Source organism: Streptomyces sp. NPDC033216 (assembly GCF_055577115.1).
The window spans coordinates 58481-72224 of sequence record NZ_JBVIQK010000009.1; the positions used below are offsets into that span (position 1 = coordinate 58481).

Consider the following 13744-nt stretch of genomic DNA (forward strand, 5'->3'; position numbering starts at 1 on the left):
TTCCGCGTGGCCGGCGCCACGCCGGGGGCCGCGCGCCCCGCGGTCACGACCCGGCCACGTCGGCCGCGGCCGAGTCCGCCCGGTGCCGTCGGGCCGCCGCATCACCGGCCGTTCGGCGCTCCTGGTGCCATGCGGGTGCCGTCGGCGTGGGTGCCTTGTAGCCTTGACCGAGGGGGTCGAGGAGGTGCGGTATGGCACACGCCCACGGTCTCCGCCAGGGACATCCCCCGGACTTCCGCGGCGCGGGCGACCGGGGTCAACGAGGCGGAGATCCGGGCCTCGCTCGCCATGATGGGCTCGCTGGACGCCGCGTCGTGGTCGAGGCCGACCGCGTGCACCGGGTGGACCGTCCGGGACATGTTCGCCCACGAGGTCGGCCAGTTCGAGGAACTGGGCAAGCCCTGGCTGATGATCGCGCGGGTGCGACGGGCTCGTCGCACGCATCCCGAGTTGGGCGCGCTCGACGGCCACAACGAAAGCCAGATCGAAGACCGTGGCCAAGCCACAGGAGAGCGACTGGTCTCGGAATTCGCTCGCATCGCCCCCAAGGGAATGCGCTCATTGGCCCGTATGCCGGCACCGGTACGGCGTCGGATCCGCACGAGCATGGTCTTCCCGGAGGCGAAGGCGCTGCCCGAGGACTCCATGGACTACCTGAACAGCGTTCTCATCGCCCGGGACACCTGGATGCACCGCATCGACATCAGTGATGCCACCGGTACCGAGTTGGCCCTGGACGCGCACGACAGGGAGATCATGAGCCAGGTGCTGCTGGATCTGGCACTCGGCTGGACCGGCCCGTCCTGTCTGCTGGAGCTCTCGGGTCCGGCCGGTGGCCGCTACCGGCTCGGCAGCGGTCCCCCCGTGGTCACGCTGCGGGCCGATGCCCTGGCGTTCGCCCGCCACCTCTCCGGCCGACCGCCGCTGGGCGAGTTGACGTTCGAGGGCGACGGAGAGGCCGCGGCGGCTCTCACCGCGGCCCGGGTCGCCTTCTGAGCATCGATGGTGGACTGTCGGGTCCCCGAGGGACGGAGGCCGGCGCTCCCTGCCCAGGATCAGTGGTGATGAAGACGTCTGCCGGCGGCCTACTCCCCCGCGGCAACAGATCTCCCCGACTCTCTCATTCCGGCGGACGGCCCGTCACCGGCCGCGGCACGGACAGAACCCGCTGACATTTCGGCGAGCGAGCACAGAACGCCGCCATGTCCACCGTCGTCCCGGCACCACCGCCCCCGCCACCGCAACTGACGCCGGCTCCCCGTCCACGGCAGGCCGTTCGACCGACGGTTCGGCCACCACGGCTGGGCCTCACCAGCCGCCGGAACGGGGGTCGCGCGTCGCCGAGCGCCGCCTGCACCCTTCGCGGCCCTTCCCGCAATCGTGCGGTCCCCTGCCGAACCCTCGTCTCCGGGGTCTCCGGTGACCGAGCACCGGCGCCGACAGCCCGGCGCATCCCGCCTCGGTCGGCCCGGAGAAGTGCTCGATCGTCCTGAGCGATCACTCTTTCCACCCCTGGCCCCCGCATACGGCACGAATGCCCCCAGAACGATGTTCGCTCCTGATCGATCTTCTTCGCTTTTGGTTCATCTCTGGCGACTGTGTGCGCCGGACGACTATTCCTTTCCCAGCGTCTTCCGGCCAGGTCTCGCCGGGACATGTCTGGCGCTTGCCCTGAGAAGAGGAGCCCGTATCCGATGCGGACCAAGCCCCATGCTCTGCTCGTGATGAGCAGGTCGAGCTTCGAGGCGCACTTCGATCAGTCTCGGCTCCGGCGCCTCACCGAACTGGTGTCGTTGGACGACCCTTGTTGGACGGATGAGCTGGACACGCCGCGGGCGCGCGCTCGGCTGGAACATGCCGACGTGCTGATCACGTCGTGGGGGGCGCCGGCGCTGACGCGGCCACGTCTTGCGGCCGCGCCCCGGTTGAAGGCGGTGCTGCACTGTGCCGGCAGCGTACGCGGACTGGTGAACCAAGAGGTCTGGAGCCGTGGTATCAGGGTGACGAGCGCTGCGGACGCCAATGCCGTGCCGGTGGCGGAGTACACCCTGGCGGCGATCATCTTCGCCGGCAAGAAGGCCCCGTTCCTGGCCGCCGACGAACGGCAGGCGTACAGCGGCTGGGGTTCGGTCACCGGCTACGGCGACCTGTCCAACTTCGAACGCACCGTGGGCCTCGTCGGGTTCTCGCGCGTCGGCCGGCGGGTGGCCGAACTGCTGCGCGTGCTCAGTGGCACCACGGTCCTGGTCGCTGACCCATACGCGGATCCGGACGAGGTGGCACGCGCCGGCGCCCGGCTGGTGGACCTCGACGACCTGCTGCCCCGGGTGCACGTCCTGTCCGTGCACGCACCGGAAATCGCCGAGACCCGGCACCTCGTAGGTGCCGCCCAGCTGCGCCGGCTTCCCGACTTCGCGACGGTCATCAACACCGCCCGCGGCAGTCTCGTCGATTCCCGGGCCCTGGCCTCGGAGTGCGCCTCCGGGCGGCTGTTCGCGATCCTCGACGTCACGGACCCCGAGCCGCTGCCCGACGATTCACCCCTGCGGCGGGTGGCCCACGTGATGATCACCCCCCACATCGCGGGATCACTGGGCACGGAGCTCGGCAGGCTCACCGATCACGTGCTCGACGAGCTGTCCCGCTGGACTTCCCGACGGCCCCTGTTGGCGGAGATCACCGAGGAGACCTGGGCGATCGGCCTCAGCGCCTGACCCGCCGCCACCGCAGCGAGCCGTCCCCATCACACCGAAACGCTCGAAGGAGAGCCCCCGAGATGAAGTCGAAGAGGAACCTCACCACCATGGCGCCCCTGGTGGTGGCCGCGAGCCTGGTCGCCGGCGGCTGCGACGCCGGCGGCTCGAGCACCGCGTCCGACGGCCGGACCGTCGTCAAGGTCAGTCTGTGGAACTACAAGACCACGCCGGAGTGGAAGGCGCTGATCGACGGATTCGAGGCCGAACACCCCGACATCGACGTTCAGCCGGTCGACATCCTCGCCGAGGACTACCCCGAGAAGGTCACCACCATGCTGGCCGGTGGTGACACCACCGACGTCCTGACCATGAAGAACGTCACCGACTACGCCCGCTACGCCACCCGGGGTCAGTTGATGCCCCTCACCGACGAGGTGAAGAAGCTGCCCCAGCGGTCCTACTCCGGGCTCGAGGACTTCAACCTGAAGGGCGAGTACTACGCGATTCCGTACCGGCAGGACTTCTGGGTCCTGTACTACGACAAGGCACTGGTCGACGGTGCCGACCTCACCGGCCTGACCTGGACCCGGTTCGCGGACCTGGCCAGGAGGACCACCAAGGGCTCCGGCTCCTCCAAGGTGTACGGCACGTACCTGCACACCTGGCGTTCCGTGATACAGGCGACCGCCGCGGCGCAGACCGGCGGAGACCTGCTCGGCGGCGACTACGGCTTCATGAAGGACCAGTACACGATGGCCCTCGACCTCCAGAAGGCCAAGGCCACCATGCCGTTCTCCACGGCCTCCAGCCAGAACATCACCTACGACTCGCAGTTCACCACCGGCAAGGCCGCCATGGTGCCGATGGGCACCTGGTGGGCGGCGGCCCTCCTGGCGGAGAAGGCCCAGGGCAAGAACCCGGTCGACTGGGGAATGGCACCGATACCGCAGATCACGGCTGACGGCGAGACGACCACCTTCGGCTCGCCCACCGCGTTCGCGGTCAACAAGAAGGCCCGTGACGCGGAAGCCGCGCGGAAGTTCGTCACGTGGGCCTCCGGCGCGGAAGGCGCCGCCGCCGTCGCGAAGGTCGGAGTCGTTCCCGCCTACACCGACGACAAGGTCATGGACACCTTCTTCGGGGTCACCGGCATGCCCGGCGACAAGATCTCCCGGAAGGCCATGGAGCCGTCCGAGGTACGGCTCGAGATGCCGGTCAGCGACAAGTCGTCCGACATCGACCAGATCCTCACCGAGGAGCACGAACTGGTGATGAGCGGCGAGAAGTCCGCCGACGAGGGCATCAAGGAGATGAACGACCGGGTGAGGAACGAAGTCCGGTGACCACGGTCTCCCCACCGGCCCGACCCGCTTCCGCGGCACACGCTGCCGCGGCCGGACGCCGCCGCCGACGCGCCACGCTGATCGGGTGGACCTTCGTCCTCCCCAACTTCCTGGGATTCGCCGCCCTCACCCTCGTGCCCGTCGTCGGCGCACTGGCCATCTCGTTCACCCACTGGGACTCCTACAGCGCACCCGAGTGGGCCGGCCTCGACAACTTCCGCCGGATGTGGAACGACGACAACTTCTGGACCGCGGTCCGGAACACCTGCTATTACGCGTTCGGGCACATCCCGCTCACGCTGGTGGTGTCGCTGGGTCTCGCCGTCCTGCTCAACCAGAAGCTGCGCGGCGTCAAGGTGCTGCGGACCGCCTTCTTCTTCCCCTACGTCACCTCCCTCGTGGCCGTCGCAGTGGTGTGGAACATGCTGCTGAGCCCCGAGGTGGGACCCGTCAACCAGTTCCTGCGGTCCCTCGGCATCGACAACCCGCCGGGCTGGACCACCTCCCCGGACTGGGCCATGCCCGCCCTCATCATCGCCAGCGTGTGGCGGGACATGGGCTACTACATGATCCTCTTCCTCGCCGGTCTCCAGACCGTTCCCGCCGAACTCCACGAAGCGGCACGCGTGGACGGCGCCGGCGCATGGAAGCGGTTCCGGCACGTCACCCTGCCGTGCCTGCGCCCCACGACCTTCTTCGTGACCGTCATGCTCACCATCTCCAGCTTCAAGGTGTTCGACCTGGTGCAGGTCATGACCGAGGGAGGCCCCGGCCGCTCCACCCTGGTCCTCTCCCAGCTGATCTTCCGGGAGGGCATCACCCAGGGGCGCTTCGGTTACTCCTCCGCGGTCTCCCTCGCGCTGTTCGTGATCTGCCTGGTGATCACGGTCGTCCAGTTCTACTTCCAGCGAAGGAGCGAACGATGAGCACCACCGTGCTGCGGAAGGACAGCACCCGGGTCTCCGAGCCGTCTCCCACTCCCGTTACGGGGGCGCCGGTACACCGGCACCCCGCGCTGCGGGCGGCCGGCGGCGCGCTCCTCTACGCGGCTCTGACCGCGGTGGCGCTGGGAGTCCTGCTGCCGTTCGTCTGGATGCTGGTCTCGTCGGTCAAGGCGGACCGGGACGTCTTCACCGTGCCCGTCGAGTGGATCCCGCGAGACTTCCACTGGGACAACTTCAGCCGCATCTGGACGGACATCCCGCTGGCCGCCTACCTCGGCAACTCCCTCTTCCTGAGCGTCGTGATCACCTTCCTCCAGGTGCTCACCGGAAGCTTCGCCGCCTACGGCTTCGCGAAGATGCGCTTTCCGGGCCGGGACCTGCTCTTCACCGGCTACATCGCCACCATCGCCGTGCCCTGGCAGGCCTACATGGTTCCGCAGTACATCATCATGCAGAAGCTCGATCTGGTGAACACCCACTTCTCCCTGATCCTGCTCCAGGCGTTCGGCGCGTTCGGCGTCTTCCTGATGCGGCAGTTCTACCTGACCATTCCCGACGAGATCAGCGAGGCCGCCCGCCTGGACGGGCTCACCGAGTACGGCATCTGGGCACGCATCATCCTGCCGCTCTCCAAGCCGGCCCTCGCCAGCCTCGCCCTGCTGACCTTCGTCCAGACCTGGAACGACTACATGGGGCCGTTCATCTACCTGACGGACAACAGCCTGTGGACCGTGCAGTTGGGCCTGCGCTCCTTCATCGGCCAGTACGACGCCCAGTACGCGATGATCATGACCGGCTCGGTTCTGTCCGTGCTGCCGATCCTCGTGGTCTTCCTCCTCGGCCAGCGCTACTTCGTGCGCGGTATCGCCACCACCGGCGTCAAGGGATGACGGAAGGAGGGGCCATGACCGGCAGACACACCACCGCACCCGACGCAGGCCCACGACTGCGCCTCAACGTCGCCCACGGTTCCTGGGAACTCGTCTGGGCCCACGTCCACCGCGTCCTGGTCATCAACCTCGGAGTGGTGACGGCCAACCTGCCACTGCTGGCCGCCCTGCGGGTGTGCCATCAGCCCTGGGAGCATCCGCTGTTCTTCGGCCCGCTCCTGCTCCTGACAGGCCCCTCCGTGGCCGCGGCCTTCGCCTACCTCGAGCAGGCGGACGCGGACGGCGAGGCATCCGTCCGAGCGTTCGCACAGGCCTACGCGCGAGTGTTCCGCACGGCACTGCGCGTCTCCGGTGCGGCGCTCCTGCTGCTGACCGCGGCTGTGGTCGACGCCATCGCACTGCGTACGACCCCGGCAGGGCCGGCGCTCCTGCCCATGGCCGCGACCACGGCGGTACTGGCCGCCCTGTCCGGCATCGTCGCCCTGGCCCACCCGGACGCCACCCGGCGCGCCGGCCTCAAGGCCCTCATCCTGGCGCCGTACGCGGTTCTCCGGCACTGGCCGCTCGCCCTGGTGAACCTCGGCCTGGTGACCTCCGGGCTCCTCCTCATCAACCAGGCACCACTGATGGGGCTGGCCGTGCTGCCTGGTTGCGTGCTCTTCGTGGTCTGGCACAACTGCCGCTTCGCACCGGTCCTCGCCGCCCCCGCGGCAGCCGTCGGCCGGGCTGGCAGCCGGTGAAGGTGGCACGAGCGAACTGGCGCAGGGGCAACACGTCCTCGCGGGCCCGGGCGACGACGCGTCCTGGAAGCCGCGCGGCAACTCCGGCGACCGAATTCTTTCGGTGTCGGCGATTCGATCACGAAGCTAATGTCAGGTCACCGTCGGCCTCGGGGTGAGGCGTCGGATGCAGAGGGGGTGCCCATCGATGCCGTTGGCAGCAGAGCGTCAGGAGATGATCCTCGCCGCCGTACGCAAGCACGGCACGGTGCGCTTGTCGGATCTGGTGGCCCCTCTGGGTGTCACCGCGGTGACCGTACGCAGGGACGTCACGCTGCTTGCGGACCGCGGTCTGGTGCAGCGCGTGCACGGTGGTATCGCGCTCCCTCACCGCTCACAGACCCAGCCGATGAGGGAAGTCGTGTCCGGCGCCCACGGGCCGATGGCCACGCGTGCCCTGGTGGGCATGGTGGTGCCCTCGGTGGAGTACTACTGGCCTCAGGTCATCCAGGGTGCCCACACGGCCGTGGCCGCAGCCGAGGGCAGGCTCATCATGCGTGCCTCCCGCTGGGACGACCCGGCCGAGGACCGTCGGCAGGTCAGCGCCCTCCTGGAGCGCGGGGTGCAGGCGTTGCTGGTCGCCCCCGCCACGACCGGAGACGCGGCGAGGGAAGTACTGCGCTGGCTCGGTTCGCTGACGGTGCCCGTGATCCTCGTCGAACGCCGGCCGCCCCGGGAACTGCTCACCCTCGCGTTGGACACCGCCAGGACCGCCCACGCCCTCGGTGCCGGTCTCGCCGTCCGTCATCTGGTCACTCTGGGGCACGACCGGGTCGGGCTGATCACCACGCGCCAGAGCCCCACGAGCAGGGCCCTTCGCACCGGCTGGCAGGAGGCGGTGGACACCCTGGGGCTTCCCTCCCACCTGGACCTCGACATCGAGGTGCCTTCCTACGGGGCTCCGGGCTGGGCCAAGGCGTACACCGGCGTTCTGGAGCGCAGCCGCGACCTCGGCGTCCGGGCGTTGCTGGTGCACTCGGACCGTGAGGCCATCGGGTTGATCGAGCGGGGCCGGGACCTGGGGATCGGCGTTCCCGGTGACCTGGCCATAGTGACCTACGACGACGAGATCGGGGCGGCCTCCGATCCGCCCCTGACCGCTCTGCGTCCGCAGAAGCACCGTCTCGGCATGACCGCCGCCGAACTGGCGTTGGCCAGGCTCGCCGACATCAGCGGGGAATGGCCCGTGCACCGCACCGAACTGTGGCCGAACGTGGTGGTCCGGGAGTCCTGCGGGACTGTCCCGAGGCCGGAGGCGCTGTAGCCGCCGGTGGCGTCGAAGGTCGGACGGTCCGCGTGCGGCAGGCCGGGCGACCAGGCCTCCTTCATCGTTCCTGGCGCTGGTCGGCCGGACTTCTCCCACGTCCCAAGGTCCGTATCGTCACGTGTCGTCGTATGACGGGATCAACGCTTGTGATCGATTCTGATCGATGTGATTCCCGGTGTTGACCCGAACACCGGCAGACGCTGAAGTGACCGAGTCACTCGTACAGGGGAGAGCCATGGTGCTGCACGGACAACCCGCCGACGCGGAGGCGTGCTCCGCTCGCGGGCCACTGCTCGCCATGGTCCCCCTCGTCGCCGCCTTCGTCCTGCCGCAGCGGCAGTGGCACACCGGCGTCGCGGCGCAGGAAGCGCCGAGTGAGTCACCCCGAGCCCACGCCGGTGATGGACGGCCGGGCACTCGGCACCCGGTCCGGTCCGGCGGGAGGGCGCCGACTCCTTGCGACCGCGACCCCCGACGACGCGGTCGCGGTGGACGAACTCCCCTCACCGCGTGTTCCGCGCCGACTCCCCGCGGCGGGGGTGCTGATCGCCTCCCGGGGCTGCCACGGCCCGGAGGAGGACATCCTCGAGACGGCCTCCCCCCTCAGGGCGGCGCGGCACGGGGCGGATCCGTGCGGCCGCACGTCGACGACACCGTCCGCCACCGAGGCGTCCTCGTGACCACCGCGACCGACGCCGAGGTTCTACCGGTGGTGCGCTTCGCCGTGGTCCTGACCGAACGGGAACGCGGCGCGGCCGGCCTGCCCGCGCTCTGTCCGGTCACCCGGCACGATCGGGCGGTGCGGGCATGAGCCTGCCGCCGGCCCCCGGCCGCCCTGACGGCCTCTCGCCGTACACCGGGTGGGAACGCCGGCACTGGACGGCCCTCGCCGACCGGCTGCTCGCCGCACTCGACGCCCACCGGTCACCAGGCGGCGCCCGCATCCTGCTGCCCGGCCCGAGCAGCTCCTACGGCCCCGCTTCCGACGGTCTGGAGGGCTACGCCCGCTCCCTCCTGCTCGCCGGCTTCCGCATCGCCGGCGAACATGGCGCCGATCCCACCGGGCTCCTCGAGCGCTACGCCGCCGGCCTCGCCGCCGGAACCGACCCGCGTCACCCGGAGGCCTGGCCCCGCCCGGACCACCTCGACCAGGCCAAGGTAGAAGCCGCGTCCATCGCCCTGATCCTCCAACTGACCAAGCCCTGGCTGTGGGACCGCCTCGACGACCGGGTCAGGGACACCACCGTCGAATGGCTGTCCTCGGTCATCGGCCGGCCCTATCCGCCCATCAACTGGGTCTGGTTCCGCATCGTCGTGGAATCCTTCCTGCGCGAGGCGGGCGGCCCGTGGTCCGCCACCGACATCGAGCAGGACCTGGCCGTGCACGCCTCGCTGCGGCGCGCCGACGGATGGCTCTCCGACGGGCAGGAACGCGCCTACGACCACTACACGGGCTGGGCCCTGCACACCTACCCCCTGCTGTGGACCGAACTGTTCGACGTCACCGGATCGCTCTGCCCGGAAAGCCTGCGCTCCACGTGGGGCGCCGACCTGGCGCGGTACCTCGACGACGCCGTCCACCTCGTGGGCGCGGACGGGGCGCCCCTGATGCAGGGCCGCAGTCTGATCTACCGGTTCGCGGCCGCCGCACCTCTGTGGACCGGGGCGATCAGCGGCGACTCGCCTCTGGCACCGGGGCTCACCCGGCGGGCGGCGAGCGGCATGGTGGACTACTTCACCCGGCACGGCGTGCCCGACGACGAGGGACTGCTGACGCTCGGCTGGCACCGTCCGTGGCCCGGCATGCGCCAGGCGTACTCCGGCCCCGGCTCCCCGTACTGGGCGGCCAAGGGCATGCTGGGACTGATGCTGCCCGCCGACCACCCGGTCTGGACGGCGACCGAGGAACCACTGCCCGTCGAGCGGAACGACGAGACAAGAATCGTCACGGCACCGGGCTGGCTCGTGTCGGCACGCCGCAGGGAGGGAATCGTCACCGTCCTCAATCACGGCACCGACCACGCACGGCCCGGCGAACCGCGCACCGACGCGCCCCTGTACGCACGGCTCGGCTACTCCACGGCGACCCTGCCCCCGTTGACCGGACCGACGGTGGACGACCCGGTCGACAACACACTCGCCCTGCTGGACCAGGACGGCAGGGCATCCCACCGGACGGGGTTCCACACCCGCTACGCCGAACAACTGCCCCACGGCGTGCTGGCCGCGGTGTCATCGGGCCGGGTGCACTGGGTGGACGCCGCCGGCGACACCGCGGCTGACCACGGCTCGGGCCGTACCGGTGCCGTCACGCCGGGCCCCGAGGTGACCGTCGCGTCGGTGGTGCGCGACGGTGTCGAAATCCGACTGGTCCGCGTGGCCGGCCCACGGGGGCCCGCGATCAGACTCCGCCTCGGTGGCTGGCCGTTGGCGGCGGCGATCAGGCCGGCCACCGAGACCTCGGACGACACGCGGCCCCGGGGCGAGCCGTACGCGGTCGCGGCGACAAGCGAACTCACCTCCGGGCTGTACGGTCTGACGGGTTATGAGGCCTCCGGGGTGCTCGTGGAACAGGACACGAGCCCACTGGGCACCTGGACCGCGATCCCCTGGCTCACCACCCGCATACCCGCGGCCCACACCGTGCTGGGCGCGGTCGTGGCCCTTCGGCGAGGCAGCGCGCCGCCCGCCTCCCCCGCCCTCACCGTCAGTCCTGAGGGCGACGGCGGGCAGGTGGCGCGGATCAGATGGGCCGACGGCGCCACGACGAACGTGCCGATCCCCGGCCCGGAGTGCCCTCCAGATCACCTGTAGGACCGCGGTGTCCTCCACCGCGTGCACTGGCCACACACCCGCTCGTCCTCGCCTTGTCGCGAAGTGTGCGGTGCATGTGGACGCGGGCCTTGGGGCGGCGCGGATCGGGGCGCCTCGCGGGGCGTTCCAGGGCCGGCCCGGCGCTCGCCCTGCCTGTGGTGCGTCCTGCGGGCGCTCGCGGAGTTGCCGACGTCGCCATCGACGGTGGCCTCGACGGCCGCGAGGGCGGCGGCCAGGGCGGGACGGGGTGCCCGTGCGACATCCACACCGACCGCAGGAGGCCCTCGCGTCCCACCGATCTGCGCCGCTCACCCGACCGGCAGGGCGCGTCCGGCCCAGCTCGTCGTGGACGAGGGCCGGCCGTGGCGCCGGTCCGCCGGAGCGTCCCCAGGTCACCCCCCTCGCCGGGCGAGCCGCTACCGACAGACGGGCGCCGAGGGCATGCGGGACCGCTCCCGCATGCCCCCACCACCAGCCGCGGCGCACCACGGCCCCGGTCGAGGCAGGGGGCGTACGCCTGCGGCGCGAGCACCGCGTCGGGCGCTCCGCCTGGCCGCCCGCCGGCCTCGCGTTCCACCGGTCACCGCATCCTGGGGCGGCATGCTCTGACCCACTCCGGCCGCCTGCGGCCGGGCGACCGCCGAACCCGTTCGCCGCTACGGACGCGCACGGTCGGTGCCCTGCTCCCCCTCGCCGTCGAGAAACTCGGTCGGGTCCCAGGCGGTGGGCACCGCCGAGCCCGGCGGTGGGCGCCGTCCAGCCGAGGGGGGCGCCGCAGAGCCGACACAAGCCGTCATGACCGGAGACGCCTCCCCGCACCGCTCCGGGCGACCACTCCCGCCGCATCCCCAGGGAAGACCGCACCGACGGGACAGTCCCCTCGCGCGGGAGGAGCCGAGTCACATTCTTCTTTAAGTTGCTCAAGATGTGTCAGATAGCCATAAAGGGCCACTCGGCCTGAGAACGGACAGTTACGTGTGATGTCCGGCGTACCGCTCCCGTAGACGCAGAACATCCGATGAGGAGAAGCCGCCGATGACTGAGTCCATACAGACCGGAACCGGGACCGGGACCACCCGAGAAAAGGCCAAGGCGGAGACCTCGGCAACGGCCGGCCAGGCCAAAGAGGCCGCGAGCCAGGTGGCGGGAACCGCGGCGGAGCAGGTTCAGAACGTGGTAGGTGAAGCACGGCAGCAGGCGGGCACGGCCATCGACGAACTGCGACACCGCGCGATGGACGAGGCCGAGGAGCAGGCCAAGCGGGCCGCCGGCACCCTGCGACAGTGGGCGAGTGACCTCTCCGGCCTGGCCGAGAACGCCCAGAAGGACTCCCCCGCCCGCAGCCTCGCGGCCCAGGCGGCCGACAAGGGCCATCGGACGGCCGACTACCTGGACAGGAAGGGCGTCGACGGCCTCGTCTCCGACCTCCAGGGCTTCGCTCGCCGACGGCCCGGCGCCTTCCTCGGGGGCGCCGTGCTGGCCGGAATGGCCGTCGGACGCCTGGCGCGGGTGGCAGGAGCCGCCCGGTCCGGTGGAGACGGGTCGCCGCAAACCGCCGCAGCGACGAACCAGGGGCTGAACGCCCCCACCTCCTCCGCTCTGCCGACCGGCTCCCCGCCGGGGGTCGTCCACAGCCCCCCTCCCCAGGCACCGCCCGCTCCACCGCTCCCCCCGGAGCCCGGTACGCCGCCGGCCGGCCCGACGGGCCGTCCGTACCCGGAGGTGTGAGATGGCTTCGATGTCCCCTACGCCCGGCCCGGCCGAGCCGCTGGGACAGGACCGGTCCATGGGGCAGTTGCTGTCCATGGTGACCGCGGACCTCCAGACGCTCTTCCGTCAGGAGGTCGAACTGGCCAAGACGGAGATCAGGGAAGAAGCGACCAAGGCGGGCAAGGCCGCCGGAATGTTCGGCGGTGCCGGATTCGCCGGGTACATGGTCCTGCTGTTCCTGTCGCTGGCCGCGGTGCTCGGCCTGGCCAACGTGATGGACGGGGGCTGGGCCGCCCTGATCGTCGCCGCTGTGTGGGCCGTCGTCGGAGCCGTTCTGTACCAGAAGGGCCGCGGACGAATGAGCACCGTCTCCCCGAAGCCCGAGCGAACCGTCGAGACCATGAAGGAGAACGCGGAATGGGCACGTCACCCGACCAAATGAGGGCCGAGATCGAGGCCACCCGCGGCCGACTGTCCGCGGACGTGGACCGGCTCGCCGATCGCACCAGTCCTCGACGGGCGGTACACCGCCGCAAGGCGAAGATGCGCGGCGCCATGTCGGGCATCCGCGAGCGGGTCATGGGCACGGCGTCGGACACCGCGCACGGTGTGACCGGTACAGCGCAGTCCGCGGCCGGTTCCCTTCAGGAAGGCACCACACGGGCGGCCGACTCGGTGCGGGACACCGCCGGCCAGGCGGGCCAGGCCGTTCAGCAAGCGCCCGAACTGGCCCGTCGACAGACCCGCGGCAATCCGCTGGCCGCCGGCCTGGTCGCCTTCGGCGTGGGCGTACTGGCCTCCTCCTTGCTGCCCGCCTCCGAGGCCGAGCAGCAGAAGGCCACCGCCCTCATGGAGAGCGATGCCATGGAGCCGGTCAAGCAGGCCGCCGGCGAGGCCGCGCAGCATCTGAAGGAAGGCGCCAAGGAGGTGACGCAGAGCGCGGCCGCTGAGATGAAGGACAGTGCCGCGCAAGCCGCCCGCTCCACACAGGACGAGGCGCGCGACCAGGCCGGCCAGGTCAAGGAACAGGCACGCGACTCCGGCCGAAGCCTCTCGGACGAGGCCCGGCGAAGCTCCGGACCAGGCTGAGTCCGTCCAAGCGTCTGCCGGGGGTTACGCGGACGCGCAGGCGATGCCGGCCCCATGGAGCCCGTGCGGGACGGCCGCGCTCCGCTCCGCAGCCCTCCCCGGCTGATGCGAGACGGCCGGGGGGGGGGGGGGGGGGGGGGGGGGGGGGGGGGGGGGGGGGGGGGGGGGGGGGGAGGGGGGGGGGGAAGGGGGGGGGGGGGGGGGGGGAAACA

Annotated in this window: 13 protein-coding genes; all 13 read left to right on the forward strand. The window is 70.9% G+C overall.

Features of this window, described 5'->3' with window-relative positions; translation table 11 throughout:
* The first annotated feature begins 129 nt into the window (after nucleotides 1-129).
* The 13 genes from ACZ5Y0_RS18505 (at nucleotide 130) to ACZ5Y0_RS18565 (ending at nucleotide 13532) form a co-directional block, all read left to right on the forward strand.
* Nucleotides 130-996 carry a maleylpyruvate isomerase family mycothiol-dependent enzyme gene (locus ACZ5Y0_RS18505; protein WP_469129734.1) on the forward strand — a complete coding sequence of 289 codons (867 nt, stop codon included), beginning with the start codon at nucleotides 130-132 and terminating at the stop codon, nucleotides 994-996.
* A 728-nt stretch (nucleotides 997-1724) separates the two neighbouring features.
* Nucleotides 1725-2714: a hydroxyacid dehydrogenase gene (locus ACZ5Y0_RS18510; RefSeq protein ID WP_469129926.1), complete on the forward strand. Its 990-nt coding sequence runs from the start codon at nucleotides 1725-1727 to the stop codon at nucleotides 2712-2714.
* 62 nt (nucleotides 2715-2776) lie between these two features.
* Nucleotides 2777-4039, forward strand: coding sequence for an ABC transporter substrate-binding protein (locus tag ACZ5Y0_RS18515; protein ID WP_469129735.1), 1263 nt, complete (start codon nucleotides 2777-2779; stop codon nucleotides 4037-4039).
* Entirely contained in the window at nucleotides 4036-4965 is a 930-nt protein-coding gene (locus ACZ5Y0_RS18520; RefSeq protein ID WP_469129736.1) for a carbohydrate ABC transporter permease, read from the forward strand. Before ACZ5Y0_RS18515 ends, ACZ5Y0_RS18520 begins: the two co-directional genes overlap by 4 nt.
* A complete protein-coding gene (locus ACZ5Y0_RS18525; protein WP_469129737.1) occupies nucleotides 4962-5873 on the forward strand; it encodes a carbohydrate ABC transporter permease in 912 nt (303 codons plus the stop codon). The genes ACZ5Y0_RS18520 and ACZ5Y0_RS18525 overlap by 4 nt, the downstream gene beginning before the upstream one ends.
* A gap of 14 nt (nucleotides 5874-5887) precedes the next feature.
* Nucleotides 5888-6613 carry a hypothetical protein gene (locus ACZ5Y0_RS18530; protein WP_469129738.1) on the forward strand — a complete coding sequence of 242 codons (726 nt, stop codon included), beginning with the start codon at nucleotides 5888-5890 and terminating at the stop codon, nucleotides 6611-6613.
* Between the two features lie 187 nt (nucleotides 6614-6800).
* Nucleotides 6801-7916 (forward strand): substrate-binding domain-containing protein, encoded by a 1116-nt coding sequence (locus tag ACZ5Y0_RS18535; RefSeq protein WP_469129739.1) that lies wholly within the window; start codon nucleotides 6801-6803, stop codon nucleotides 7914-7916.
* A 377-nt stretch (nucleotides 7917-8293) separates the two neighbouring features.
* Nucleotides 8294-8599, forward strand: coding sequence for a hypothetical protein (locus tag ACZ5Y0_RS18540; protein ID WP_469129740.1), 306 nt, complete (start codon nucleotides 8294-8296; stop codon nucleotides 8597-8599).
* Complete coding sequence (locus ACZ5Y0_RS18545) at nucleotides 8596-8730, forward strand: hypothetical protein (RefSeq protein WP_469129741.1); 135 nt, start codon at nucleotides 8596-8598, stop codon at nucleotides 8728-8730. Before ACZ5Y0_RS18540 ends, ACZ5Y0_RS18545 begins: the two co-directional genes overlap by 4 nt.
* Entirely contained in the window at nucleotides 8727-10733 is a 2007-nt protein-coding gene (locus tag ACZ5Y0_RS18550; protein ID WP_469129742.1) for a DUF2264 domain-containing protein, read from the forward strand. Before ACZ5Y0_RS18545 ends, ACZ5Y0_RS18550 begins: the two co-directional genes overlap by 4 nt.
* Before the next feature lie 1035 nt (nucleotides 10734-11768).
* Entirely contained in the window at nucleotides 11769-12461 is a 693-nt protein-coding gene (locus tag ACZ5Y0_RS18555; protein ID WP_469129743.1) for a hypothetical protein, read from the forward strand.
* Nucleotides 12462-12471: 10 nt separating this feature from the next.
* Nucleotides 12472-12885, forward strand: a complete 414-nt coding sequence (locus ACZ5Y0_RS18560; RefSeq protein ID WP_469129744.1) for a phage holin family protein — start codon at nucleotides 12472-12474, stop codon at nucleotides 12883-12885.
* Nucleotides 12861-13532 (forward strand): DUF3618 domain-containing protein, encoded by a 672-nt coding sequence (locus ACZ5Y0_RS18565; RefSeq protein ID WP_469129745.1) that lies wholly within the window; start codon nucleotides 12861-12863, stop codon nucleotides 13530-13532. The genes ACZ5Y0_RS18560 and ACZ5Y0_RS18565 overlap by 25 nt, the downstream gene beginning before the upstream one ends.
* Nucleotides 13533-13744: the final 212 nt, after the last annotated feature.